Source organism: Agrococcus baldri (genome assembly GCA_900114805.1).
GTDB lineage: Bacteria > Actinomycetota > Actinomycetes > Actinomycetales > Microbacteriaceae > Agrococcus > Agrococcus baldri.
The window spans coordinates 373606-398861 of record FOZN01000001.1 but is presented as its reverse complement, the minus strand read 5'-3'; the positions used below and the strand labels follow the sequence as shown (position 1 = coordinate 398861).

Genomic DNA, 25256 nt, shown 5'->3' with positions numbered 1-25256 from the left:
GCCCGTGTCACTCGACCGTGAAGTCGGCGTGCCAGACGTAGATCGCGTCCGGCGGCGCACCGGTCAGCGCGACCAGGCGCTCGGCGTCGCCGATCGGCGGATGCTCGCCGTCGAGGGGTGCGAAGAAGATCTTGCGCGTCGTGGTGCCATCGGCGTTCGGCGGCTGGTGCAGCTCCTGGAAGCCGTCCCCCTCGCTCTGCGCGACGTAGCCGTTCGCGGCCGCCCAGGCTTCGAGCTGCTCGAGCGCGCCGCCGTCGCTCGCGACGAAGGCCTCCGAGGTCTGCATGACGCCCGGCTCGCCATCGGTCGGGGAGCGATACGTGATCGCGCACACGACGTCCAGGCCCGCGAGCGCCTCGGCGGCAACGAATCCGGGCTCGGGAGCGGCCTGCGCCAGCTGCTCCTCCTGGGTGCCCATCCACCAGACGATCGACGAGCGGTCGACGATGAACTCGTCGCCGCAGTACGGCAGCGCAGCAGCCGACGCAGTGGAGGTCGGGGAGGGCGATGCGGTCGGGGTCGCCGAGGGTGTGGGCTCGGCCGAGGGTGCGGCCGGCGCTGGCGTGCCCGGCGCGGTGGTGGCCGCGGGCTGCGGCGCGGCGCAGCCGGCGAGCGCTGCAACGGCCAACGCAAGCAGGAACCCGGCGAGCGTGCGGCGCACGGGGCTGAAGGGAGACGACATGCTCCATCCCATTCCTCCAGGCTGGGATGGCGCTCGAGATCCGATCACGATCGGATCAAGGTTTCCGCTTGGCGTCGGCCCGGGACGGGCCGACGAGCTGGCGTCGCGGCGGAGACCCGAAAGGGTCTCCGCCTTCAGCTCCAGCGCTCAGTCGTGCTCGACCCAGCAGGTCAGCACGGCGGAGGCCATCACGTAGGCCGCCTCGTCCTGCGTCCTGGTGCCGTCGCCGAAGCCGTCGGGGAGCGCGGTGGCATCGACCGTGAGCGTCTTGCCGTCGCGCAGGAACGCGACCATCCCGTCGCCGGTCGAGAACGACGGCAGGCCGAGCCCGAGCATCCCCTCGATGTCCTCGGCACCCAGCGTCTGCTGCAGGGCGTCGAAGTGCTCCTGCCCGGCCGCCGCATCGGTCACGTCGTGCACGGTCAGCACCACCGGCGCGCCGTCGACGTCATAGGTGCAGGCGAACATGGGGGAGTCCCAGCTCGACGACGGCGCGGCCGAGGCCTCGAGGTCGAAGATCTGTGCCGCCGAGGTGACGACCTGACCCTCGCACACCATGCGCGCGGCCTCGGACGGACCCTGCGCATCCGTCGTGCCGGTCTCATGCGCGTCGTGCTCCTCGTGCGCGGCATCCTCGCCGTGCGCGTCGTGCTCGGCGCCGGACATCACGGTGCCGTCGGGCATGGTGTGGGAGGGCGCAGCGGGGGAGGGCGCCGGCTCGCCGGACGCTGCCGCGCAGCCGCTCAGCAGCAGCGAGGCGACGGCGAGCGTGGTGAGCAGCGTGGTGCTCTTGCGGATCGTGCGAGCCATGGGAGCCATCCGTTCTGTGACGTAGGGGTGCCAGGGGTTCGTCGCCGCACCGCGTTCGGATTGGTGCGGTTGCCCCGGATGGATGCTGCGGTGAAACTGCTCCAATCCGCACCGGCGAGGGTGCCGAACCACGTTCCAAGAGCGGGCACGTCCAACTGCCCGAGACTCAAGGAAGAGGTACCGCCATGAAGAAGACAGCACTCCTGCTGGCAGCACCGGCACTCGGCATCAGCCTGGTGGCGATGGGCGCCATGCCGGCGATGGCCCACGACGGAGCCCACGCATACGAGACGACGCTCGACGAGATCAACAACAGCGGCGCGACCGGTGAGGTCTGGATCGACGTCGAGGGCAGCCAGGCCACCGTCACGCTGAACGCCTCCGGGCTGGCCGCCGAGTTCGACGGCGCGCCCTACCCGCACGTGCAGCACATCCACATCGGAGCAATGGGCACCTGCCCCAGCCCGGATGCCGACGAGAACGGCGACGGCATCATCAGCACCACCGAGGGCGGACCCTCGTACGGTGAGATCGGCCAGACCCTCTCGATCGGCGACGCCGACAAGAGCCCCGAGGGTGCACTCGACCTGATGGCGGCGCCGGGTGGCGACACCATCACGTACGAGGAGACCTTCGACATCAGCGAGGCCACCGCGACCGCGCTGCACGACGGCACGGCAGTGGTCGTGGTGCACGGCCTCGACCCGGCCACGCAGCCTGAGGGCGCGACCGAGCCGAGCGACCTGGTGCCCGAGCTGCCGCTCGCCGCCACCTCGCCCGCGCTCTGCGGCGCACTCGCGATGGCGCCTGCAGGCGGCGTCGACACCGGCGTCACCACCGCCGGCGACAACGGCGCAGAGATGGGCTTCGTCGCCCTGGGCGCCACGCTGGCCGCGATGACGGCAGCCGGCATCTACGTCGTCCGTCGTCGCACGGCCAACGAGAACTAAGCACCAGTCAGCTCGATGATGCTCCACGGAACGGGCCGTCGCCTCCGCCTCACGGCGGTGGCGGCGGCCCTCCTGCTCGCTCTCACCGCCTGCGGCACGGCCGCCGACGACGCTGGGCAGCCGGAGGCATCCGCTGCCCCGTCCCCGGCCACCAGCGCGGCGCCCGAACCCAGTGCCGAACCGAGCGCCGACGGCGACTCGGCACCGAGCGAATCGGACGCCGACGAGCCTGCCATGCCCGCCTCGCAGCCCGTGCGCATCGACATCCCCGCGCTCGACCGCACCTCCGAGCTCATCGTCACCGGGCAGCGCGCCGACGGCACGCTCGAGGTGCCGCCCGGCGCCGAGGGCTCGCCCGCCAGCTGGTACGACGGCTCGCCCACCCCCGGCGAGCGCGGCGCGTCGGTGATCCTCGGGCACGTCAACTCGCTGTCGGACGTCAGCGGCGTCTTCTACGAGCTCGACACGCTCGAGCCGGGCGATGAGATCCGGGTCACGCGCGAGGACGGCTCGACCGCGGTCTTCGCGGTCGACCACCTCGAGTCGTTCCCGAAGGACGAGTTCCCGACCCGCGCGGTCTACTACCCGGTGCCGGGCGCGGAGCTGCGCCTGATCACCTGCGACGACCTGGGCGCCGGCGGCGACGACTTCCCGAACAACACGGTGGTGTTCGCGACCCTCGTGCCGGGGGCGTAGCGGGCGCACTCGACGCGACCCAGCGCATCCGCTCGTCTGCCTGTCGGAGGCGGCTGTGTATGCACGGGCGGCGATCTGTGGCACGATATTGGCAAGGACGGCCGCAATTCGCGGTCGTGTGCATACACAGCGGATGCGGGGGTGCGGTTCCATGTCGACGGAGCGCGCGAGCGATCGGGCCTACGCCAGCCTGCGCGCCGCGATCGTCGACTGGGAGCTCGAGCCCGGCACGGTGCTGCAGGAGGTCGAGCAGGCCGCGCGCCTGGGCGTCTCCCGCACACCGCTGCGGGAAGCGCTCTCGCGACTCGCCTCCGACGGGCTGGTCGAGCCGCTGCCGGGCCGCGGGCTCGTCGTCAGCGCCTTCTCGCTCGAGGACGTGGCCCAGCTCTACGAGCTGCGCGCCGCCCTCGAGACGCATGCCGCCCGGCTGGCCGCCGCCCGCCACCGCGCCGAGCCCTTCCAGGAGCTCGAGGCGGCGTTCACCCGCGTCGCCGACGTGCTCGACGACGATGACGAGGCGCACCACGGCTACTACGCGCTGGTGGCCCGCTTCGACGCCGCCATCGACGAGGCGGTCGGCAACCGCTTCCTGGTCGCAGACCTGCAGAGCATGCGCGCGCACCTCGCCCGCGCACGCCGGCTCTCGCGCCGCTCGCAGCAGCGGCTGACCTCGGCGGCCGCCGAGCATCTCGCCATCGTGCGTGCCATCCTCGATGGCGACGGCGAGCTCGCCGCGAACGCCACCCACGTGCACCTCAGCAACGCGCTGCGGTCGATCCGCCAGACGGCTCCGGCCGCGCACGCATCCGAACACGACTGAACCCACCTCCAGCGATAGGAGCACCATGAACGCCAGTGTCACCAGCCACGAGCCCGCCACGAAGCACGAGGTCCGTGCCCACAAGAGCGCCGAGAACCTGCCCCGCGAGGAGCAGCTGGCGTGGAAGATCGCGCAGGTGGCCGTCGACCCGGTCGAGGTGGAGGCGGAGGTCGTCGAGATGATCGCGAACCGCATCATCGACAACGCCTCGGTCGCGATCGCCTCGCTCAACCGGGCGCCGGTCGTCTCGGCGCGCGAGCAGGCGCAGCGCCACCCCTACCAGCCCGGCGCCGCCGTCTTCGGCGTCGAGGGCACCGTCAGCCCCGAGTGGGCGGCGTGGGCGAACGGCGTGGCCGTGCGCGAGCTCGACTACCACGACACCTTCCTGGCCGCGGACTACTCGCACCCGGGCGACAACATCCCGCCGATCCTGGCGGTCGCGCAGCACGTCGGCTGCGACGGCGCGGCGCTGGTGCGCGGCATCGCGACCGGCTACGAGATCCAGGTCGACCTGGTGCGCGCCATCAGCCTGCACAAGCACAAGATCGACCACGTCGCGCACCTCGGCCCGTCGGCCGCCGCCGGCATCGGCACCATGCTGGGCCTCGAGGCAGAGACCGTCTTCCAGGCCGTCGGCCAGGCGCTGCACACCACCACCGCCACGCGCCAGTCGCGCAAGGGCGAGATCTCCACCTGGAAGGCGCACGCGCCGGCCTTCGCGGGCAAGATGGCCGTCGAGGCGGTCGACCGTGCGATGCGCGGGCAGACCAGCCCCGTGCCGATCTACGAGGGCGAGGACGGCGTGATCGCCTGGCTGCTCGACGGCTGGGAGGGCTCCTACCAGGTGCCGCTGCCCGCGGCGGGCGAGCCCAAGCGCGGCATCCTCGACACGTACACGAAGGAGCACTCGGCCGAGTACCAGGCGCAGGCCTGGATCGACCTGGCGCGCAAACTCTCGGCCGAGCGGCCCGAGCTGCGCGAGCCCGAGAACGTCGCCTCGATCGTGCTCCACACCAGCCACCACACGCACTACGTGATCGGCTCTGGCGCCAACGACCCGCAGAAGTACGACCCCACCGCGAGCCGCGAGACGCTCGACCACTCGATCCCGTACATCGTCGCCGTCGCGCTGCAGGACGGCGGCTGGCACCACGTCGGCTCCTACGCGCCCGAGCGCGCCCAGCGCCCCGACACGGTCGAGCTGTGGAACAAGATCACCACGGTCGAGGACCCGATCTGGACCGAGCGCTACCACGACCCGGACCCGCAGAAGAAGGCGTTCGGCGGCCGCATCGTGATCACCATGGTCGACGGCGAGACGATCGAGGACGAGATCTCGGTGGCGGATGCGCACCCGGCCGGGGCGCGCCCGTTCGGCCGCGCGGAGTACGTGCACAAGCTGCGCACCCTCGCGCAGGGCATCATCGCCGACGCCGAGATCGACCGCTTCCTCGCACTGGTCGAGCGCCTGCCGGAGCTGACCGTCGATGAGGTGCGGCAGCTGAACGTCGTCGGCCCCGAGGGCACGATCGACGTCGGCACCACGAAGGGCCTCTTCTAGTGCTGTCGACGAGCGTCTCGCCGAGCGAGAAGCGCACGGCGCTCCGGGCCGGCCTGGCCTCGGGCACGCTGCAGCGCTTCCCCGGCGCGTTCACGCCGCTGACCGCGCCGCTCATCCAGCAGCTGGGCTTCGAGGGCGTCTACATCTCCGGCGCCGTCATGTCGGCGGAGCTGGGCCTGCCCGACATCGGCCTCACCACGCTCAGCGAGGTGGCGGAGCGGGGCCGGCAGATCTCGCGCATGACCGATCTGCCGACGCTGATCGACGCCGACACGGGCTTCGGCGAGGCGATGAACCTCGCCCGCGCCGTGCACGAGCTCGAGGACGCTGGCGTGTCGGGGCTGCACCTGGAGGACCAGGTCAACCCCAAGCGCTGCGGCCACCTCGACGGCAAGGAGGTCGTCAGCCAGGACCTCGCGATGCAGCGCATCGCGGCGGCGGTCGCCGCCCGCCGTGACAGCGACCTGGTGATCATGGCCCGCACCGACATCCGCGGCGTGCAGGGCATGGCGGCGGCGATCGACCGAGCCAAGGCGCTCGAGGCCGCCGGTGCCGACGCCATCTTCCCCGAGGCGATGGCCACGCTCGAGGAGTTCGCCGCCATCCGCGCGGCCGTGCAGGTGCCGATCTTGGCCAACATGACCGAGTTCGGCAAGAGCGCCCTGTTCACCCACCAGCAGCTGCAGGACGTCGGCGTCAACATCGCCATCCATCCCGTCTCGCTGCTGCGCATCGCCATGGGCGCCATCGAGCGCGAGCTCGGCCTGCTGAGCGAGACCGGCACCCTCGACGGCGCGGTCGATCGCATGCAGACGCGGGCGCGGCTGTACGAGCTGAACGACTACGCCGCCTACAACGCGTTCGACGAGGGCGTGTTCAACTTCGAGGTGCCGAGCGCGGCGTCGATGGAGGGCACGACGCACGCATGAGTCGTCTCTTCACGCCCGTCGCGGTCGGGCCCGTCGTGGCCCGCAACCGCGCCTGGGTCTCACCGATGTGCCAGTACTCCTGCGAGCGCCAGGACGGCATGCCGGGCGAGTGGCACCACGAGCACCTCGCCTCCTTCGCGCGCGGCGGCGCCGGGCTCGTCATGACCGAGGCCGCCGCGGTGGTGCCCGAGGGCCGCATCTCGCCGCAGGATGCCGGCATCTGGAACGACGCGCAGGCCGAGGCCTGGGCGCCGATCGCCGCCCGCATCCGCGCCCACGGGGCCGTGCCCGCGATGCAGCTCGCGCACGCCGGCCGCAAGGCATCCACCTACCGTCCGTGGTCGGGCCGCGACACCGTGCCCGCGAGCGAGGGCGGCTGGCAGAGCGTGAGTGCGACGACGGATGCGTTCGGTCGCTTCGCGCCGCCGCGTGCGTTGACCACGGCGGAGGTCGCGACGCTGCCGGAGGCCTTCGCCGCGGCCGCCCGTCGCGCCGTGGCCGCCGGCTTCGAGGCGCTCGAGGTGCATGCCGCGCACGGCTACCTGCTGCACCAGTTCCTCTCGCCGCTGTCGAACGCCCGCACGGACGAGTGGGGCGCCGTCGAGTGGCGCACGACCGACGGCGAGCGCGACCCGCGCGGGCTGCGCGTCGAGCTGCTGCGCCAGGTGGTCGCGGCCGTCCGGGCAGCGGCGCCGGAGGCGGCGCTGATGGTGCGGCTGAGTGCCTCCGACTGGGTCGACGGCGGCATCGACACCGCTATGACGATCGAGCACGTGCGGGCGGCCGCCGAGGCGGGCGCCGACTGGTTCGACCTCTCCTCCGGCGGGCTCGACCCGCGGCAGCAGATCGCGCTCGAGCCCGGCTACCAGGTGCCCTTCGCCCGCGACGTGCGGGCGGCGACGGGCGTCACGGTGAACGCGGTGGGGCTGATCGACGAGCCGGCGCACGCCGAGCGGGTGCTCGCCGACGGCGACGCCGACGCGATCATGCTCGCCCGCCCCTGGCTGCGCAACCCGCACTGGGCGCTCGCGGCCGAGGCCGAGCTCGACGGCGACCCCGATAGCCGGCCCGACGCATCCGCCGGCACCGTCTCGGTGTGGCCGCCGCAGTACACCCGCGCGCGGCGCCTCCCCCCATCCGCCGAGCGCTGAGCCGTCAGCTCGAGGGCTCGAAGACGAACTCCGGCTCGGCGTTCGTGCCCGCCGTGCCGTGCTTCGCGCCCGTCTCGACGAACGCCTTGAGCCGCGCGTTGAGGTCGGCCCAGCCGTAGTCGTACGAGGCGCGGGCGCCCGCCGCATCGTCGTCCCACAGCAGCGCCGAGTCGTGCGTCAGGGTCACGCGCGTGCCGGCATCGGTCGCCTCCAGCTCGTAGCGCACCTCGCCCCACGCGCCCGCGCCCATGCCCATCTGGCCGAGCCAGGCGTAGACGCTGCCGGGCGTCACCGCGCTCACGTGGCCCCACAGGGCAGAGGCGTCGCCCTGCCGCTCGACGACGGCGGCGCCGCACTGCAGCGGCAGCTCGAAGCTGCTCGGGCCGTCGAGCAGTTGGTAGGGCGCGCCCCACCAGGCGGCGGGCTCCTCGACGAGCGCCTGCCAGACGCGGGCGGGCTCGGCGGCGATGTCGATCGCCTGGGTGATGTGGAACTCGGTCATGCGCTGCTCCTTCGCAGTCGGTGTCGGCGCAGTCGGTGAGGGTGCAGGCGCCTCGGCGAGGCGCTTGAGGCCGTCGAGCGCGTGCGCCGTGCGCGCGCTCTCCGGCTCGAGCCACCCGATGGTGGCTTGGAACAGGGCGGATGCGTTGAGGGCGTTCAGGCGCTCACGGCCGCGTTGGGTGACGAGCACGAGATCGGCCTCGCGCAGCACCTGCAGGTGGCGCTGGGTCGCGAAGCGGCTGGGGGAGGCGCCCTCGCGCTCGAGCCGCGCGTGCAGCGCGCCGCTGGTGGCCGTCTCGATCCGGAGCGCGTCGACGATGCTGCGGCGCGCCGGGTGGGAGAGCGCTGCCCACACCGCATCGCGTGCCTGCATCTCCGCCTCCCAGAACAGGTGCGGAAAACCGCACACGACGAGGATGCCCGCGCACCGCATCCGCCGTCAACCCCTGCTCTGCACGCTGTCGGACCCTGTTCGGCGCGGTGCGGCGAGGCGCGCGCTCGATGCGGCGCGCGCGATGCGGCATGCTTGAGGGCAGCGCCCAGCGTGGAGCGCGACCGATCGAGACCCGACCGGCGCCGCGCACGCACCGACGGCGGCTGCACCGAACAACGGGAGACCTGATGGCGATCGACCTGTCCACCTACTCGCTGAGCGACGACGAGGTGGCGCTCGCGGAAGCCGTGCGTGACTTCGCCGAGCGCGTGGTCGCTCCGGTCTCGTACGAGGCCGACCGCACCAAGACGCTGCCGATGGATGTGGTGGCGCAGATGGGCGAGATGGGCCTGTTCGGGATCCCCTTCCCGGAGGAGTTCGGCGGCCAGGGCGGCGACTACTTCGCGCTCTGCCTGGCCATCGAGGCGCTCGCGCGCGTGGACCAGTCGATCGCGATCACGCTCGAGGCCGGCGTCTCGCTCGGCGCCATGCCGATCTTCAACTTCGGCAGCGACGAGCAGAAGGCCGAGCTGCTGCCGGCGCTGCTGGCCGGCGAGGCGCTCGCGGGCTTCGGCCTCACCGAGCCCGAGGCCGGCTCGGACGCCGGCGCCACCCGCACCACCGCGCGCCTGGAGGGCGACGAGTGGGTCATCAACGGCTCGAAGCAGTTCATCACGAACTCCGGCACGCCGATCACGAAGTTCATCACCGTCACCGCCGTCACCGGCGAGACCGACGGCCGCAAGGAGATCTCCACCATCTACGTGCCCAACGGCACGCCGGGCTTCACGGTGGAACCCGCCTACGACAAGGTCGGCTGGCACGCCTCGGACACGCATCCGCTCACCTTCTCGGACGTGCGCGTGCCGGCGGCGAACCTGGTCGGCCAGCGCGGGCGCGGCTTCGCGAACTTCCTGCACATCCTCGACGAGGGGCGCATCGCGATCGCGGCGCTCTCGACCGGCGCCGCCGAGGGCTGCCTGGAGGAGGCGGTCGACTACGCGCACAAGCGCAAGGTCTTCGGCGAGCCGCTCGCGAGCCGACAGAACGTGCAGTTCGTGCTCGCCCGCATGCAGACGCGGGTGCACAACGCGCGCCTCGCCTGGCACCACGCCGCTCGGCTGCGCGACGCCGGCAAGCCCTTCAAGACCGAGGCGGCGCTCGCCAAGCTCACCGCGAGCGACGCGGCGATGGACAACGCCCGCGACGCCACGCAGATCTTCGGCGGCAACGGCTTCATGAACGAGTACGCGGTGGCGCGGCACTACCGCGACTCGAAGATCCTCGAGATCGGCGAGGGCACCAGCGAGGTGCAGCTGCTCGTGATCGCGCGCGCCCTCGGCGTCGCCTGATCGCTGGATCGCGCTGATCGCTGGATCTCCCTGATCGCTGGATCGCGCGGAGCGCCGGAGCGCGCGGAGGCCTCAGCCCGTTGATGAGAGGCCTCTCACGCGCCCTTCCTTCCCACCTCACGCGCGAGGCGGAGAGTTGCTCTCATCAGGCCCCGATGCACTGGGGCTCAGCACACCCAGGAGGAGCAGCATGAACACCAAGTGGATGGCAATGGGAGCAGTGGGAGTCCTCGGTCTCGGCGCGATCGCCGCCAGCGCCGCGGGCGTCGCGAGCGCCGTGGAGCTGCGCACCGCAGACGGCGCCGTCGTCGAGTCGGCCCACGCGAGCAGCGACATGCTCGGCAGCGGCACGGTGCAGATCAAGGCGAGCGGCGACCGCGCCACGGTCGTCTCGGCCGCGGCGACGGACACCGCGGGCCCGACCGACTCGGGTGCCCCGGAGACCACGGCACCGGCCCCGCAGCAGGATTCGGCGCCCAGCCCCGCGTCGGCGCAGAGCCCGGCGTCGGCGCAGAGCCCGGCATCGGCACAGAGCCCGGCGTCGGCACCGAGTGCCCAGTCGCCGGTCTCGGCACCGAGCGCGCAGTCGGCGCAGTCGCCCGCCTCGGCACCGTCGAACGCCTGACTCGCGCCCGGCACGCACGACGCCCCGCCATCACGGCGGGGCGTCGTGCTGCGTGAGCCTCCTGAGAGCGGTCAGGGCCTGGGCTCGTCGCCCTCGGGCTCGCCGCCCTCCGGCTCGCCGGCTCCGGGCTCGCCGGCTCCGGCCTGCTCCGGATGCCTGCGCGCCTGGCGCTCGCGCCGCAGTCGCTCCATCCGCTCCTCGCCGACCGTGAGGGCGTTGTCGCCGGATGCGGTGTGATCGGGCCGGTCGGGGCCCTTGCGCTGGATCCGCCCCGGATCCAGGTTGCGCGTCACGTCGGCCGCGTGGATCGTGCCGGTCGTCGCATCCGTCCACCACTCGGTGAGCGAGGGGTCCTCGGTGTCGAGCCAGGCGCCCGCGCCATCGTCGGCGACGACCTCGCTGGAGCCGAAGACGAAGTCGTCGCCGTGCTCCTCGATGCCCAGCCGCACGCCCTGGGCGATGGCTGCCTTCGCGTACTTGCGCCGCAGCATGTAGGGGTCGGTGCGAAGCTCCTTCGCCCAGGCGAACATGATGCCGATGACCACGATCGCGAACGGCAGCGCCGTGACCACCATGAGCGACTGCAGGCCGCCGAGCGCCGTCTCGCCGCCGGCGACCAGCAGCGTGGCCGCGGTCGCGCCGAGCAGCACGCCCCACGTGATCGTCACCCACATGCTCGGCTCCGGCTTGCCGCGCTGGCTCATCGAGCCCATGACGATGGATGCGGAGTCGGCGGAGGTGACGAAGAAGATGGTGATCGAGATGAGCGCGAGCACCGAGGTGATGATGCCGAGCGGCAGGTTGCCGAGCACGGTGAACAGGATCGCTTCGGCCGAGCCGGACCCGCTGATGCCGAGCCCGTCCATCTCCATCGCCATCGAGGTGCCGCCCAGCACGGTGAACCAGACGAGGCAGATGATCGACGGCACGATGATCACCACGGTGACGAACTCGCGCAGCGTGCGGCCGCGGGAGATCTTCGCGATGAACATGCCGACGAACGGCGTCCACGAGACCCACCAGGCCCAGTAGTAGGTGGTCCAGGCCGACAGGAACGCCTGCGTCTCCTCGCCCTGCGAGCCGCTGCGGGCGAGCATGGTGCCGAGCTCGGAGAAGAACGACACCACCACCGAGGGCAGCAGGTTGAGCACCAGCAGTGTCGGGCCGGCGACGAAGACGAACAGCCCGAGCACGCCGGCGATGATCATGTTGATGTTCGAGAGCGCGCGGATGCCGCGCTTGATGCCCGAGACCGCGGAGACCACGAACATCGCCGTCAGCACCGCGATGGCGCCGATGATGAAGCCGTTGCCGACCTCGCCGATGCCGGTGATGATCTCGAAGCCGCGGCTGATCTGCAGCGCGCCGATGCCGAGCGAGATCGCGGTGCCGCCGAGGGTCACGACGATCGCGAAGATGTCGATGATCGAGCCGAGCCAACCCTCGGTCTTCTGGCCGAAGATGGGGGTGAAGATGGCCGAGATCAGCGGCGAGCGGCCGCGCCGATAGGCGGCGTAGGCGATCGCGCCGCCCACCAGCGCGTAGTACGCCCAGGCCATCGGGCCCCAGTGCAGCAGCGTCTGCGCGAGTGCGGCGTGCATGGCGTCGACGGTGCCGTCCTCGACCCGGAAGCCGGGCGGCAGGTCGACGAAGTAGGTGAGCGGCTCCATCGGGCCGTAGAAGAGCAGGCCGATGCCGAGGCCGGCCGAGAAGAGCATCGCCACCCACGAGACGGTCGAGAACTCCGGCTCCTCGTCGTCCATGCCCAGCCGCACGCCGCCGGTGCGGCCGTAGCCGACGAAGAGCATGAAGATCGTGATCGCGATCGTGAGCGCGCCGAACATCCAGCCGAAGTTGACCGTCACCCAGCCGAGCGACGCGCTGCCGACCGCCTGGATGCTGTCGGGATCGACGATGCCCCAGATGATGACCGCGGCGACGAAGGCGCCGGCGATCGCGAAGACGGCCCAGTTGGTGGCGAACTCCTTCCCGGTGCGCTCGACGCCGATGCCGGGGATGAGGGCCGGATGCACGAGCCCCGGCTCGGTCACCTCGCGCACCACCTGCTTGACGGGTGTGCGGGGCTTGCGGGGCGGTGTCGCCGGTGTGCTCTCGGACATGAGGGGTGCCTCGTCTCGTCGGCGGATGCGTCCCTGCACGTCCCGTGCGGCCGCGTCGCGAGAATAGCGCGGCCGATGGCAGCGGCCCGGAGCGGCCGCGGATCGTTGCGCCATCGTGACCGTTCGCCCGACGAACGAGTTCACCGCCGCGGTGCCCTAGAGTCGGATGCGCGTCCCCGCCCATCCCTTTCCGAGGAGCACCATGGCTGAGCCTGACATCAAGAAGGGCCTCGCTGGCGTCTACGCCGACACCACCGAGGTCTCGAAGGTCAACCCCGACACCAACTCCCTGCTCTACCGCGGCTACCCCGTGCAGGAGCTCGCCGCCACCCAGCCCTTCGAGGCCGTCGCCTACCTGCTCTGGCACGGCGACCTGCCCGACGAGGCGCAGCTGGCCGAGTTCCGCGCCGCCGAGCGCGAGCTGCGCGCCCTGCCCGACAACGTCAAGACCGTGATGGATGCGCTGCCCGAGACCGCGCATCCGATGGACGTCGTGCGCACGGCCGTCTCGATCGTCGGAGCCAGCGACCCGGGCGCCGAGGACGCATCCGACGACCTCGACAAGGCCTTCCGCCTCTTCGCCGTGCTGCCCGCGATCGTCAGCTACGAGCAGCGCAGGCGCAACGGCCAGCCGCTGGTCGAGCCGCGCGACGACCTCGACTACGCCGCGAACTTCCTCTGGATGTCGTTCGGCGAGGAGGCCGACCCGCTCGTGGTCGAGGCCTTCAATCAGTCGATGATCCTGTACGCCGAGCACTCCTTCAACGCCTCGACGTTCACCGCGCGCGTGGTCACCTCGACGCTCGCCGACCTCTACTCGGCCGTCGTCGCCGCGATCGGCGCCCTCAAGGGCCACCTTCACGGCGGCGCCAACGAGGCCGTGATGGAGGTCTTCGGCGAGGTCGGCAGCGCGGAAGAGGCGGATGCGTGGATGCAGACCGCGCTCGACGAGAAGCGCAAGATCATGGGCTTCGGGCACCGCGTGTACAAGAACGGCGACTCGCGCGTGCCGACGATGCGGGCGGCCCTCGAGCGGCTCGTGGAGCACTACGACCGGCCCGACATGCTGGAGATCTACCACGCGCTCGAGCAGGCGATGGCCGACCGCAAGCCCATCAAGCCCAACCTCGACTTCCCCTCCGGCCCGGCCTACGCGCTGATCGGCTTCGACGTGCCCATCTTCACGCCGCTGTTCGTCGCCGCGCGCGTCACCGGCTGGACGGCGCACATCATCGAGCAGCGCGCGAACAACGCGCTGATCCGGCCGCTCTCGGCCTACAGCGGGCCGGACGAGCGGCACGTCGACGGCGTCGACGCATCCGCCCTGCCCCAGGACACATCGACCATTGAGGAGACCGAATGAGCATTCCCGCACTCGAGCTGAACGACGGCCGCAGCATCCCGCAGCTGGGCTTCGGCGTGTTCAAGGTCGACCCGGCGGAGACCGAGCGCATCGTGACCGACGCGCTCGAGGCCGGCTACCGCCACATCGACACCGCAGCCATCTACGGCAACGAGGAGGGCGTGGGCCGCGCCATCGCCGCGTCGGGGATCGCGCGCGAGGAGCTCTTCGTCACGACCAAGCTGTGGAACGACCGCCGCGGCGCCGCCGACACGCGCGCGGCGATGGGGGAGAGCCTCGAGAAGCTCGGTCTCTCGCACGTCGACCTGTACCTGATCCACTGGCCGACGCCCGCCGCGGGCTCGCCGGTCGAGACGTGGGAGACGCTCGCCGCTCTGCGCGATGAGGGGCTCGCCACGTCGATCGGCGTCTCGAACTTCGACGAGCGGTTCCTGCCGGCGATCCTCGAGACCGGCATCGTGCCGGCCGTCGACCAGATCGAGCTGCACCCGCAGTTCCAGCAGCGCGCGGCGACGGCGCTGGCGGCTGAGCACCGGATCGCCATCGAGGCGTGGGGGCCGCTCGGCCAGGGCAAGGTCGACTACTCGGGCGGGCCGATCGGCGAGATCGCCGAGCGGCTGGGCGTCTCGTGGGCGCAGGTGGTCATCGCGTGGCACCTGGCCTCTGGCCGCATCGTCTTCCCGAAGTCGAACCGCCGCGAGCGCATGGACGAGAACCTCGCCGCCGCGTCGGTGCAGCTGACGGCCGACGACGTCGCCGCGATCGACGCGCTCGATCAGGGCGCCGCGGGCCGTGTCTCGGCGGACCCCGCCGAGGTGAGCTGAGCGCTCGGCGCTCCGCGTCACGCTTCGACGACCCCTTCCGCCTTCGGCGACCCGGTGCACCGAGTCGCGGGAGGCGGAAGGGGTCGTCTTGCTGTGCGGCGCTCTGCTGCGGTGCGCTGCCCCTCTCCACAGGCGGTCGACGCGGTCGCTCGCGGCGCGGCGCGGCGGTGCGAAGGTGCGCCGCATGGACGAACCGATCACTGCCGAGGCCGAGAGCTACGTGCGCGAGCTGGCCGAGCTGTGGCTCGCGCCCCACGAGCAGGAGTGCCTCTCCTGCTACCTCGACCGGGTGGTCGCCGTGTTCGGCTGCCAGGGCGACCTGCGCTTCGCCGGGCGCTACCGCGACCTTGCCGCGCCGCGGGCGACGGCGCTCGAGCGGCGGCTGTCCGACTCCGGCGGCCGCTGCGACTGCGAGGTGCTGATGAACACCATGCAGCCCGCCTGGCATCTCTGGAAGCCTCGCCGCACAGAGGTGGTCGATGGCTGGGCGACCGAGCTCGACGCGGAGCCGCCCGACGAGATGCCGCACTGCACGGGCGTGCGCCGCGGCTCGACGCAGCCCTGCCGCAACTGGCACTCGATGCTGCGGCCCAGCTCGCGTGGCCGCCGCGGCGGGTCGCGCTGATGACGCCGCCCAGGGCGTGATCCGCATGCTGCAGAAGCACGCAGATCCGGCGCGCCCCTGCTGATGCCAGCGCGCCCTCGCATTCCTTGATGTGGGGGATGCGGCGACGCGGTCTCACAGGTCTCCGGCGGTGCAGCCGAGGTCCCGCCGAGGTGCGGCCGAGATGCCGTCAACGTGCCACTGGTGCGCCGGCCGGCGCAGGTCTACGCTCAGGCTCATCGACGACGGGGTCGACTTGTGGGTCACGCCGATCAGGGCCCGCCGAATCGAATCGAATCGAATCGAATCGAAGGAGACCTGTCATGGTCAAGCGGATCGGCGCGGTGTTCGCCGCCCTAGGACTCACGTTCTCAATGCTGGCTATCGCCCCGCCTGCATTGGCGGCCCCGCCGCCGGGCGCTGCGCAGGTCGCGTTCGGCGACTCTGAGGCGGCGGGAACAGGCAACCTGCTCTACGTCGACAGGTCATGCCTGCGATCGCGGGTGTCATACCCGCTCATCCTCAAGGCGAAGTCGTACGCATGCGCGAGCGCGACCACGACCGATGCGCTCACCCAGATAGGCACCGCCGTCGCGGCCCAACAGCTGGGGCACGCTACGAGACTCGTCACGGTGACGGCCGGCGTCAACGACCTCGGCTGGCAGCAGGTGCTGCAGACCTGCTACTCGCAGGGCGACGCGGCGTGCCAGGCTGCGCTGGCGCAGGCCGCAACGGCGCTTCCCGGCGTCGGTGCACGGCTGACGCAGGCGGTGGGCGCGATCCGGCAGGCGGCTCCGAACGCGACGATCCTCGTGACGGGGTACCCACGGCTCTTCGGACAGATCTCGAAGCCGTGCACCGTGGGCTGGCTCGAGGGCACGAAGATCGTCGTGACGGCCAACCAGGCGGCGATGGCGAACGCGGGTGTGAACGGGCTGAACACCGTGATCAGCAGCGTCGTCACTGGCTTCACCCTGGCCGGCGACTCGAAGGTCGATTTCGTGGACGTCGCGTCGCTGTTCAGCGGGCGCGGGCTGTGCGACACGAGGCCCCGGTGGATCTACGGCGTCATCGGAGTGCCTGTGCTCTCGAATGCGAGCCTGCACGTCAATGCCGTAGGGCAGCTCGCCATCGCGGCGGCGGTCTGGAGGCAGCGCTAGCTCGGCGCGTAGCGTGGCGGTCATGCGGGATGAGAGCGACAACAGGCTCGCGAAGGCCTCGAGCGACTACCTGCGGCTGCACGCCGACAACCCCGTCGACTGGCGCGAGTGGGGCGACGCCGCCTTCGCCGAGGCGCGCGAGCGCGGCGTGCCGGTGTTCGCCTCGGTCGGCTACGCCACCTGCCACTGGTGCCACGTGATGGCGCGCGAGTCGTTCGCCGACCCGGCGATCGGACAGCAGCTGCGCGAGGCCTTCGTCGCGGTGAAGGTCGACCGCGAGGAGCGGCCCGACGTCGATGCGGCCCTGATGGGCGCCGCCTCCGCCTTCACGCGCAATCTCGGCTGGCCGTTGAGCGTGTTCCTCACGCCCGAGGGCTTGCCGTTCTTCGCCGGCACCTACTTCCCACCGGTCGGCCGGCAGGGCATGCCGGGCTTCCAAGAGGTGCTGGCAGCGGTCGGGCAGGCCTGGCACGACCAGCCGGATGCGGTGGCCGGCACCGCAGCACGGGTGCAGGAGGCGCTGCGCTCGGCGAGCGCAGCGGCAGGCGCGGACGATGGCGCGCTGCCCGATGCGGCAGCGGTGCGCGCGGCGCTCGCGGCCACCGCCGGGCAGGAGGACGCCCGCTTCGGCGGCTTCGGTGAGGGGCAGAAGTTCCCGCAGGCGCCCCTCATCGTGGCACTCGCGATGGCGGATGCTGGCTCGGTGAACCCTGCAGCGGATGCCGCCTCGGTGCCCGGGGCCGCCGCTGCCGCCTCACCGGATGCCGCCGACGCTCAGCCAGCGAGACCGCTGCGCGCGCTCGCCGGTCGGCTGCTCGACGCGGCCGCGGGCGACGACGCGGTGGTCGCGGCCGGCGGCTACTCGCACCTGCGCGGCCGCGACGGCGGGTTCTTCCGCTACGCGACCCAGCGCGACTGGTCGGTGCCGCACTTCGAGCGGATGCTGGTCGACAACGCGCAGCTGCTGCAGGCCGCGACACTGCTGGGCCGCGAGACCGTCGCCGACGGCATCGTCGACTTCCTGGCCGAGGTGCTGCGGCTGCCGAGCGGCGCCTTCGCCATCGCCGAGGACGCCGAGTCGCTCGTCGACGGGCAGCGGGTCGAAGGCGGCTGGCACCTGCCGGAGCACGCCGACGCGCAGCGCGAGCGCCCTCCGCTCGATCGCCTCGTCGTCACGAGCGCCAACGGGCTGGCGATCGAGGCGCTCGCGATCCGCGCCCTGCGCGACGAGGACGGGCGCGCGCGGCGCCTCGCGGAGGCAGCCGCCGAGCACCTGCTCACCGCCCACGCGCCCCATGCAGCGGGGGCCGCCACTCGAGCGGCTGCGGATGCGGATGCTCCCACCGCGCTGGTGCACGCCAGCCTCGACGGGGTCCCCTCGAGCGCTGCCGCCACCGCGGCAGACGCCGGTTGCCTCGCCAGCGGGCTGCTCGCGCTCACCGCGGCGACCGGCGAGCCGCGCTGGGCGGCCGCCGCGCGCGCGATCCTGGACGCGGCGCCCGACCCGGCGGCGACCGCATCGCAGGGGCCGGCCCTGCAGCTCGGCCCTGCCTCCGACGGCGACGCGCCCTCGGGGCAGGCGGCGCTCGCTGGCGCGCTGCAGCAGCTCTACGCACTCACCGGCGACGCCGCGCACCTCGAGCGCGCGACGCGGCTGCTCGACGCGCGCCTGGCGATGCGCAACCCGTTCGCCGGCGCCGCCACGCTGCGCGTCGCCGCGCTGCTGGCGGAGCCGCCGCGCACTGTCGTGATCGTGGGGGAGCCTCCCGCCGACGAAGCCCGCGCGCTGCGCCGCGAGCCCGGCGCACTCGTGGTGACGACGGAGCAGGCAGCGGCGCTCGCCGACGCGGGCTTCACGCTGGTCGAGGGCAAGAGCGAGCCCGGCGCCTACCGCTGCGAGGGATTCGTCTGCGAGCTGCCACAGCGCTTCTGAGCTGCCCGGCGGTGCTGCGCAGGCCGGCAACGCTGCGCTGCCCCGCGAGGCTGGGACACCGCGCGACGCAGGGGCGCCCCCGCTACGGCCAGATCGGCGCCGGCGGCCAGTAGCGCAGGCGGATCTGCGGCTCGGGCATCGCGATGCCGTAGGCGACCGGCAGGAACCACAGCGCGACCGCGATGCTGACGATCACCAGCACGGCGATCACGGTCCAGCCGGCGGCGCGGCGCTCGACGTCGTCCTCCCAGCGGGGCAGCCCCGGGCGGCGCGCGCGCCGACCGTGCGGAGCGTGGTGGGGGATCGCGGCGGCGATGTCCGCGTCGAGGCGCGCCGAAGCATCCGCCCCCACCACCGCGGGCGGCCGGTAGCGCCCGACGAGCAGCTGCAGCGCGTAGGCGAGGCCGATGAGCATGAACGGCAGGAAGACGATCGCGTAGAAGAAGAAGATCGTGCGGTCGGGGAACGCCAGCCACGGCAGGTAGCCGGCGGCGATCGCGACCAGCAGGAAGCCCGCGCGGCGGTCGGGGGCGCGGCCGAGCCAGAACAGCAGCACGCCGATCACCAGCACGCCCGCGTACCAGGTGAGCAGGTTGGGCAGCGCGGTGATCCACCAGACGCCCGCATCGGTCGTCGCCGACTCGAACGCCGTCGGGCGACCCAGCCACAGCCACTCGATCGCCGGCGACTGGTAGGGGTGATCCTTGTCGAGGCCGACGTGGAAGCCGAGCTGCTGCGCGTGGTACATCCACAGCGACTGCAACCCCAGCGGCACCCAGGCGAGCAGGCCGCCCCAGCGCAGGTCGGCGCGCTCGAGCGCGAGCTGTGAGCCCCAGCCGCCATCGAACCAGCCGGCGTAGCTGGCGACGTAGACGATGAGCGCCGGCCCGACGAACAGCACCACGCTGACCGGCGCCTGCAGCAGCAGGGTGCTCAGCCACGGGCGGCGGAAGCCGGCGCGGCGGCGATCGAGCGCGTCCATCAGCACGATCCAGAGGCCGAACACCGCGAGGAAGGCCGCGCCCGACCACTTGGTGGCGCAGGCGGCGCCCAGCAGCACGCCGGCGACGATGATCCAGGGGCGGCCCCACAGTGCCGACAGGAAGCGCCGCCGCCCCTCGGCCAGCGCCCGCACGCTGCGGGCGGGGGAGCCGCGCCGGTCGAGCAGCAGCGCTCCGGCGCCGGCGAGCACGAACAGCGCGAGGATGCCGTCGAGCAGCGCGGTGCGGCTCATCACGATCGCGAAGCCGTCGATCGCGAGCCAGAAGGCCGCGAGCGACGCGAACGCGATCGAGCGCAGCATGCCGCGGGCGATCGCGTAGGTGAGGGCGACCATCGCGACGCCGGCGAGGGCGCTCGGCAGCCGCCACCAGAAGGCGTCGGTCATGCCGAAGGCCGCCATTGCCATGCCGATGATCCACTTGCCCAGCGGCGGGTGCACGACGTAGTCGGGCTCGCTCGTCAGCCCGCTCGCGTCGCCGGCCTCGAACGCCTCGTTCGCACCCTCGCCCCATTCGCCCTCGTAGCCGAGCTGCCACATCGACCAGCCCTCTTTGACGTAGTACGTCTCGTCGAAGACCAGCTGGTGCGGGTGGCCGAGCGCCGTCAGCCGCGCGATCGCGGCGATCGCCACGATGGCGACGGGCGCTGCCACCTCAAGCGTGCGGCGGATGCGCGGCTCGTGCAGCCGCGCTTCCACGCGGCCGTACGCCGCGGTGACCCGCTCGAGGCGCGGCCGGGAGGGCGCCTCGGGCGCGTCCTCGGTCGCGACACCGCCGCCGGAGCCGTCGGCGGGCTCGGCGGCGGTCGGCAGGGTCACACGGGCGATTCTTGCATCTGGCGGCCGGGGACTCGCGCCCGCCACGGGCGCCGCAGATAGCCTGAGCGCCGTGATCATCCTCGGCGCGACCCCCATCGGCAACCTGGGCGACGCGAGCGGCCGGCTGCGCGAGGCGCTCGCGACCGCGCCCGTCATCGCCGCCGAGGACACCCGCACGACCAAGCAGCTGCTGCGCGCCCTCGGCATCGACGCATCCGCCGTCTTCGTCGCCCTGCACGAGCACAACGAGGAGGCCGCCTCGCCCGCGCTGGTCGAGCGCGCCCGCGACGAGGACGTGCTCGTGCTCACCGACGCCGGCATGCCGACCGTCAGCGACCCGGGCTTCCGGCTCGTGCAGGCGGCGGTGGCCGCGGGCGTCGAGGTGACCTGCCTGCCGGGGCCATCGGCGGTGCTGACCGCGCTCGCGCTCAGCGGCCTTCCCACCGACCGCTTCGCGTTCGACGGCTTCCTGCCGCGCAAGAGCGGCGAGCGCGACCGCTTCCTGCAGCAGGTCGCGCGCGAGGAGCGCACGCTCGTGCTGTTCGAGGCGCCGCACCGGCTCGCCGAGTCGATCGACGCCATCGCCCGCGCGATGCCCGAGCGCCGCATCGCCGTGTGCCGGGAGCTGACCAAGCGCTTCGAGGAGGTGCGGCGCGGCACCGCGGCCGAGCTGCTGCCGTGGGCGAGCGAGGGCGTGAAGGGCGAGATCGTGCTGGTGATCGAGGGCGCGACGCCGGCGCTGACCGACGTGGATGCGGCGGTGCAGCAGGTGCTGCGACTCAAGGAGGGCGGAATGCGGCTGAAGGACGCCGCCGCCGAGGTCGCTGAGGCGACCGGGCACGCGCGCAACGCGCTCTACCAGGCCGCGCTCACGCATCCGCAGCCCTGACATGGCGTCGTCGTCACAATCTGTGGCGCGAACGTAGGATTGACCCCATGCCCGAGCGCTTCACCGTGACGACGCCGATCTACTACGTCAACGACGTGCCCCACATCGGCCACGCCTACAACGAGGTCGCCACCGACGTCCTCGCCCGCTGGCACCGGATGCGCGGCGACGACACGTGGATGCTCACCGGCACCGACGAGCACGGCCAGAAGATCATGCGCACCGCCGCCGCGAACGGCGTCAGCCCGCAGGAGTGGACCGACCGGCTGGTCGAGACCGCCTGGAAGCCGCAGCTCGAGCTGCTGAACATCCAGAACGACGACTTCATCCGCACCACCAGCGAGCGGCACAAGGCGGGCGTGCGCATCTTCCTCGAGCGGCTCAAGGAGGCCGGGTACATCTACCACGGCGAGTTCGAGGGCCAGTACTGCGTCGGCTGCGAGGAGTACAAGACCGCGAACGACCTGGTGCCCGGCACCGGCGAGTACGAGGGGCAGCTGGTGTGCGCGATCCACTCGCGCCCCATCGAGGTCGTGCGCGAGGCCAACTACTTCTTCAAGCTGAGCGAGTTCGGCGACCGGCTGCTCGAGCTCTACGACTCGCGCCCCGACTACGTGCAGCCCGAGCACGTGCGCAACGAGGTGCGGCAGTTCGTCAAGCAGGGCCTCACCGACCTGTCGATCAGCCGCAACACCTTCGACTGGGGCATCAAGGTGCCGTGGGACGAGTCGCACGTCGTCTACGTCTGGTTCGACGCGCTGCTCAACTACATCACCGCCATCGGCTACGGCGTCGACGACGAGCAGTTCGAGCGCCGCTGGCCGGGCGTGCACATCGTCGGCAAGGACATCGCGCGCTTCCACGCCGTCATCTGGCCCGCCATGCAGATGGCCGCGGGCCTGCCGATCAGCGAGCACGTCTTCGGCCACGGCTGGCTGCTCGTCGGCGGCGAGAAGATGTCGAAGTCGAAGGCCACCGGCATCGAGCCGAAGCAGATCACCGAGGTGTTCGGCGTCGACGCGTTCCGCTACTACTTCATGTCGGCGATCGCCTTCGGCGCCGACGGCTCCTTCTCGTGGGAGGACCTCGACGCCCGCTACCACTCCGAGCTCGCCAACGGGCTCGGCAACCTCGCCTCGCGCGTGATCGCCATGGTGCACAAGTACTGCGACGGCGTGGTGCCCGACGTGATCCCGGATGCGGAGATCGCGACCCTGATGGCGGATGCGGTGGGTCGCGCCGACAAGGCGATCGACACCTTCCAGATCCACGACGCGGTCGACGCCGCGATGTCGATCGTCGAGCGCCTCAACGGCTACATCACCGAGCAGGCGCCGTGGGTGCTCGCGAAGGACGAGGCGCAGCGGCTGCGGCTGCACGCGGTGCTCGCCACCAACGTGCAGGGCATCGGCACGGCCGCGATCATGCTCGCGCCCGTCATGCCCGAGACGGCGCAGAAGCTGTGGGCCGCGGTCGGCGGCGAGGGCGACGTGACGGCGCAGCCCATCCAGCAGGCGCACCAGTGGCGCGGCACCGGCCGGGTCACGACGGTGCCGCCGCTGTTCCCGCGCATCGAGCAGCCGTAGCGGCAGCTGCCAGTTGAGGTTCTGCGTCCGAGTTGAGGCTCGAACGGACGCAGAACCTCCACCGGGCGCCCGGATCGGGCGCCCGGATCGCGTGTTGACCGAGCCCGGTCGTGCGGCGATCATGAGCGCATGAGCGAGACCACGCACGAGCGCGTCGGCGAGCAGTCGATCGTGCACCGCCGCGAGTTCGATGCGCCGGCGTTCGCGGTGCAGCGCGCGCACACCACCGCCGCGCTGTTCGCGCAGTGGATGGGTCCGCGCGGCTCGACCATGCGCATCCAGCGGTTCGACGCCCGCACCGGCGGCTCGTTCGACTACGTGGTCGAGCGCGGCGGCGATTGGCGATTCTGGGGCTCGTACCACGAGGTGGTCGCCGGCCGCATCGTGCACACCTGGGAGTTCCAGGAGGAGCCGGGGCAGCCGACGCTCGAGGTGCTGGAGTTCCGCGAGCTCGCCGATCATCGCAGCGAGCTCGAGATCACCTCGACCTACGCTTCGAAGGCTGCGTGCGACGCGATGGCGGCGTCGGGGCTCGACGGCGGCATGGACGAGAACTTCGACCGGCTCGACGAGGTGCTCGCGAGCCTCGCGCACTGAGCTCGTCCCGGGACCCGAGACGGGTCCCGGCGCTGGCGTCGCAGTGGACGCCCGAAAGGGTGGCCTCCGCTTCCAGCTCCACCGCGCTACCCGGCGAGCAGCGTCAGCGTGAAGCGGTGCGCGAGCCCGTCGATCGAGACCTCGAGGTCGGCACCGCCGTCGATGCCTTCTGGCACCTCGATCGTGTAGGTGCGGGCCGAGTCGAACGCGGCGCACTCGCCGGCCACGAACTCGACCGAGAGCTGCCATGCCGACTCGACGACCGGCGCTGCCGCCGACGGCCAGCAGTCGGCGCTGGCAGGCAACGAGATCGCGAGAGTGTCAGGCGCATCGATCCAGGTCGCCACGGCGCCCAGTCGCAGCACGTCGTCGACCGAGGCGCCGCTGCCGGCGGGGAGGCCCGGCTCGCCGGCGTCGAGCGCCGCCGCGAGGCTCAGCGTGCCGGAGCGCAGCGCGCTGCCCGCGCCCTCGGCGGTCTGGCTCGCACCCGACTCGCCAACGCCCGACTCGCTTGCACCCGACTGGCTCGCACCCGACTGGCTCGCACCCGACTGGCTCGCACCCGACTGGCTCGCACCCGACTCGCTGGCGAGCGCTTCGGGCTGCGCCGGCGCCTGCTCGGCCGATTCGGCGGCACCCGCGGCGGGCTGCGCGCCGTCAGCCGGCGGCGCATCGGCCGGCGGCTGCGCCGAGCTGCAGGCAGCCACCGTCAGCACGGTCGCCAGCGCTGCCGCGATCGCGAGCATTCGGGGCATGCCGAGTCGACCTCCTGCGGGGTTGCTGTACCGGCAATCGTGGCACCGGACCCATTGCGCAGCCTGGACGATCGCTCAGGTTTTCCTGTGGTCCGGCGCTTCTAGGCTGGAGCCATGCCAGCGAGCCACGACGCGCCCTCGTCCACCCCAGCATCCGGGACAAAGCCCGGCAACGCATCCGCTCAAGTGCCCGACGTGCCGAGCGCGACGGTGCTGCCGGGCGGCGAGTACATCCGCGAGCGGCACGACGACGGCAAGCGCGACATGACGCGCCCGCCGATCCCGGAGCCGCTCGGCGTGCCGATCTACGACAACCACACCCACCTCGAGATCAAGGACGGCGAGCACTTCACATATGCGGATGCGCTGCGTGCGGCCGAGCAGGCGGGCGTCGCCGGCGTCATCCAGGTCGGCGGCGACGTGGAGTCGTCGCAGTGGTCGGCGGCGCTCGCCGCCCAGGATCGGCGCGTGCTCGCCGCGGTCGCCATCCACCCGAACGAGGCGCCCGGCTACGCGAGCGCCGGCACGCTCGCCGACGCGCTCGCGACCATCGACGAGCTGGCCGCCCAGCCCCGCGTGCGCGCGGTGGGCGAGACGGGGCTCGACTTCTTCCGCACCGGCGACGATGGCCGGCGCGCGCAGTTCGAGTCGTTCGAGGCGCACATCGGGATCGCGAAGCGACACGGCATCGCGCTGCAGATCCACGACCGCGACGCGCACGACGAGGTGGTCGAGACGCTGCTGCGGGTGGGCGCGCCCGAGACGACCGTCTTCCACTGCTTCTCGGGCGACGAGCACCTGGCACGCATCGCCGCCGAGCACGGCTGGTACCTCTCCTTCGCCGGCACCGTCACCTTCTCGAACGCGAAGAACCTGCACGCGGCGCTGCAGGTGGCCGACCGCAGCCGCATCCTGGTCGAGACGGATGCGCCGTTCCTGACCCCCGCGCCGTTCCGCGGCCGCCCGAACAGCCCCTACCTGACGCCGCTCACCGTGCGCTTCATGGCCGAGCGGCTGGGCGTCGAGGCCGATCAGCTGGCCGCCGAGACGGCCGAGAACACCCTGCGCGCCTACGGCAGCTGGGGCTGACCGCAGC

Annotated in this window: 23 protein-coding genes; 17 read left to right on the top strand and 6 right to left on the bottom strand. The window is 72.1% G+C overall.

Going from position 1 to position 25256, the window contains the following annotated elements:
* Nucleotides 1-7: 7 nt before the first annotated feature.
* Nucleotides 8-682: a hypothetical protein gene (locus BM288_RS01890; RefSeq protein WP_143102979.1), complete on the bottom strand. Its 675-nt coding sequence runs from the start codon at nucleotides 680-682 to the stop codon at nucleotides 8-10.
* A 147-nt stretch (nucleotides 683-829) separates the two neighbouring features.
* Entirely contained in the window at nucleotides 830-1492 is a 663-nt protein-coding gene (locus BM288_RS01885; RefSeq protein ID WP_092915318.1) for a hypothetical protein, read from the bottom strand.
* 185 nt (nucleotides 1493-1677) lie between these two features.
* On the opposite strand from BM288_RS01885, the gene BM288_RS01880 reads away from it, so the two are divergent.
* From BM288_RS01880 to BM288_RS01855, 6 genes are all read left to right on the top strand, one after another.
* On the top strand, nucleotides 1678-2442 hold the full coding sequence (locus BM288_RS01880; protein WP_092915316.1) for a hypothetical protein: 765 nt from the start codon (nucleotides 1678-1680) through the stop codon (nucleotides 2440-2442).
* Between the two features lie 15 nt (nucleotides 2443-2457).
* The gene (locus BM288_RS01875; protein ID WP_318255275.1) at nucleotides 2458-3138 is read left to right on the top strand and encodes a class F sortase; all 681 of its coding nucleotides are present in this window, start codon (nucleotides 2458-2460) and stop codon (nucleotides 3136-3138) included.
* Nucleotides 3139-3289: 151 nt separating this feature from the next.
* A complete protein-coding gene (locus BM288_RS01870) occupies nucleotides 3290-3958 on the top strand; it encodes a GntR family transcriptional regulator (protein ID WP_092915314.1) in 669 nt (222 codons plus the stop codon).
* Nucleotides 3959-3983: 25 nt separating this feature from the next.
* Entirely contained in the window at nucleotides 3984-5519 is a 1536-nt protein-coding gene (locus BM288_RS01865; protein WP_092915312.1) for an MmgE/PrpD family protein, read from the top strand.
* A complete protein-coding gene (gene prpB, locus BM288_RS01860) occupies nucleotides 5519-6448 on the top strand; it encodes a methylisocitrate lyase (protein ID WP_092915310.1) in 930 nt (309 codons plus the stop codon). The genes BM288_RS01865 and prpB overlap by 1 nt, the downstream gene beginning before the upstream one ends.
* Nucleotides 6445-7599, top strand: coding sequence for an oxidoreductase (locus BM288_RS01855; RefSeq protein WP_092915308.1), 1155 nt, complete (start codon nucleotides 6445-6447; stop codon nucleotides 7597-7599). The genes prpB and BM288_RS01855 overlap by 4 nt, the downstream gene beginning before the upstream one ends.
* Before the next feature lie 4 nt (nucleotides 7600-7603).
* On the opposite strand, the gene BM288_RS01850 is transcribed toward BM288_RS01855, so the two are convergent.
* Nucleotides 7604-8473: a helix-turn-helix domain-containing protein gene (locus BM288_RS01850; RefSeq protein ID WP_177220206.1), complete on the bottom strand. Its 870-nt coding sequence runs from the start codon at nucleotides 8471-8473 to the stop codon at nucleotides 7604-7606.
* Nucleotides 8474-8721: 248 nt separating this feature from the next.
* On the opposite strand from BM288_RS01850, the gene BM288_RS01845 reads away from it, so the two are divergent.
* Nucleotides 8722-9885 (top strand): acyl-CoA dehydrogenase family protein, encoded by a 1164-nt coding sequence (locus BM288_RS01845; RefSeq protein ID WP_177220205.1) that lies wholly within the window; start codon nucleotides 8722-8724, stop codon nucleotides 9883-9885.
* A 190-nt stretch (nucleotides 9886-10075) separates the two neighbouring features.
* Complete coding sequence (locus BM288_RS01840) at nucleotides 10076-10510, top strand: hypothetical protein (protein ID WP_177220204.1); 435 nt, start codon at nucleotides 10076-10078, stop codon at nucleotides 10508-10510.
* A gap of 71 nt (nucleotides 10511-10581) precedes the next feature.
* Here BM288_RS01840 and BM288_RS01835 read toward each other — a convergent pair whose 3' ends face one another.
* The gene (locus tag BM288_RS01835) at nucleotides 10582-12630 is read right to left on the bottom strand and encodes a BCCT family transporter (protein WP_092915302.1); all 2049 of its coding nucleotides are present in this window, start codon (nucleotides 12628-12630) and stop codon (nucleotides 10582-10584) included.
* Between the two features lie 202 nt (nucleotides 12631-12832).
* Between BM288_RS01835 and BM288_RS01830 the strand changes: the two genes are divergently transcribed.
* The 5 genes from BM288_RS01830 to BM288_RS01810 all read left to right on the top strand — a co-directional run bounded on the left by BM288_RS01830 (nucleotide 12833) and on the right by BM288_RS01810 (nucleotide 18514).
* The gene (locus tag BM288_RS01830) at nucleotides 12833-13993 is read left to right on the top strand and encodes a bifunctional 2-methylcitrate synthase/citrate synthase (protein WP_092915300.1); all 1161 of its coding nucleotides are present in this window, start codon (nucleotides 12833-12835) and stop codon (nucleotides 13991-13993) included.
* Complete coding sequence (locus tag BM288_RS01825; protein ID WP_092915298.1) at nucleotides 13990-14817, top strand: aldo/keto reductase; 828 nt, start codon at nucleotides 13990-13992, stop codon at nucleotides 14815-14817. The genes BM288_RS01830 and BM288_RS01825 overlap by 4 nt, the downstream gene beginning before the upstream one ends.
* 184 nt (nucleotides 14818-15001) lie before the next feature.
* On the top strand, nucleotides 15002-15442 hold the full coding sequence (locus tag BM288_RS01820; RefSeq protein ID WP_092915296.1) for a DUF2695 domain-containing protein: 441 nt from the start codon (nucleotides 15002-15004) through the stop codon (nucleotides 15440-15442).
* 302 nt (nucleotides 15443-15744) lie between these two features.
* A complete protein-coding gene (locus BM288_RS01815) occupies nucleotides 15745-16581 on the top strand; it encodes an SGNH/GDSL hydrolase family protein (RefSeq protein ID WP_177220203.1) in 837 nt (278 codons plus the stop codon).
* Between the two features lie 22 nt (nucleotides 16582-16603).
* Nucleotides 16604-18514: a thioredoxin domain-containing protein gene (locus BM288_RS01810; RefSeq protein ID WP_092915292.1), complete on the top strand. Its 1911-nt coding sequence runs from the start codon at nucleotides 16604-16606 to the stop codon at nucleotides 18512-18514.
* A gap of 82 nt (nucleotides 18515-18596) precedes the next feature.
* Here the strand turns inward: BM288_RS01810 and BM288_RS01805 are convergent, their stop codons facing one another.
* Nucleotides 18597-20333, bottom strand: coding sequence for a dolichyl-phosphate-mannose--protein mannosyltransferase (locus BM288_RS01805; protein WP_177220202.1), 1737 nt, complete (start codon nucleotides 20331-20333; stop codon nucleotides 18597-18599).
* Between the two features lie 70 nt (nucleotides 20334-20403).
* Here BM288_RS01805 and rsmI point away from each other — a divergent pair, with 70 nt between their 5' ends.
* From rsmI to BM288_RS01790, 3 genes are all read left to right on the top strand, one after another.
* On the top strand, nucleotides 20404-21222 hold the full coding sequence (rsmI, locus tag BM288_RS01800; RefSeq protein ID WP_092915288.1) for a 16S rRNA (cytidine(1402)-2'-O)-methyltransferase: 819 nt from the start codon (nucleotides 20404-20406) through the stop codon (nucleotides 21220-21222).
* A gap of 47 nt (nucleotides 21223-21269) precedes the next feature.
* A complete protein-coding gene (metG, locus tag BM288_RS01795) occupies nucleotides 21270-22808 on the top strand; it encodes a methionine--tRNA ligase (protein WP_092915286.1) in 1539 nt (512 codons plus the stop codon).
* A gap of 129 nt (nucleotides 22809-22937) precedes the next feature.
* The gene (locus BM288_RS01790; RefSeq protein WP_092915284.1) at nucleotides 22938-23405 is read left to right on the top strand and encodes an SRPBCC domain-containing protein; all 468 of its coding nucleotides are present in this window, start codon (nucleotides 22938-22940) and stop codon (nucleotides 23403-23405) included.
* Between the two features lie 86 nt (nucleotides 23406-23491).
* Here the strand turns inward: BM288_RS01790 and BM288_RS01785 are convergent, their stop codons facing one another.
* Nucleotides 23492-24160, bottom strand: coding sequence for a hypothetical protein (locus BM288_RS01785; protein ID WP_143102976.1), 669 nt, complete (start codon nucleotides 24158-24160; stop codon nucleotides 23492-23494).
* Nucleotides 24161-24424: 264 nt separating this feature from the next.
* Here BM288_RS01785 and BM288_RS01780 point away from each other — a divergent pair, with 264 nt between their 5' ends.
* Nucleotides 24425-25249, top strand: coding sequence for a TatD family hydrolase (locus BM288_RS01780; RefSeq protein ID WP_318255323.1), 825 nt, complete (start codon nucleotides 24425-24427; stop codon nucleotides 25247-25249).
* Nucleotides 25250-25256: the final 7 nt, after the last annotated feature.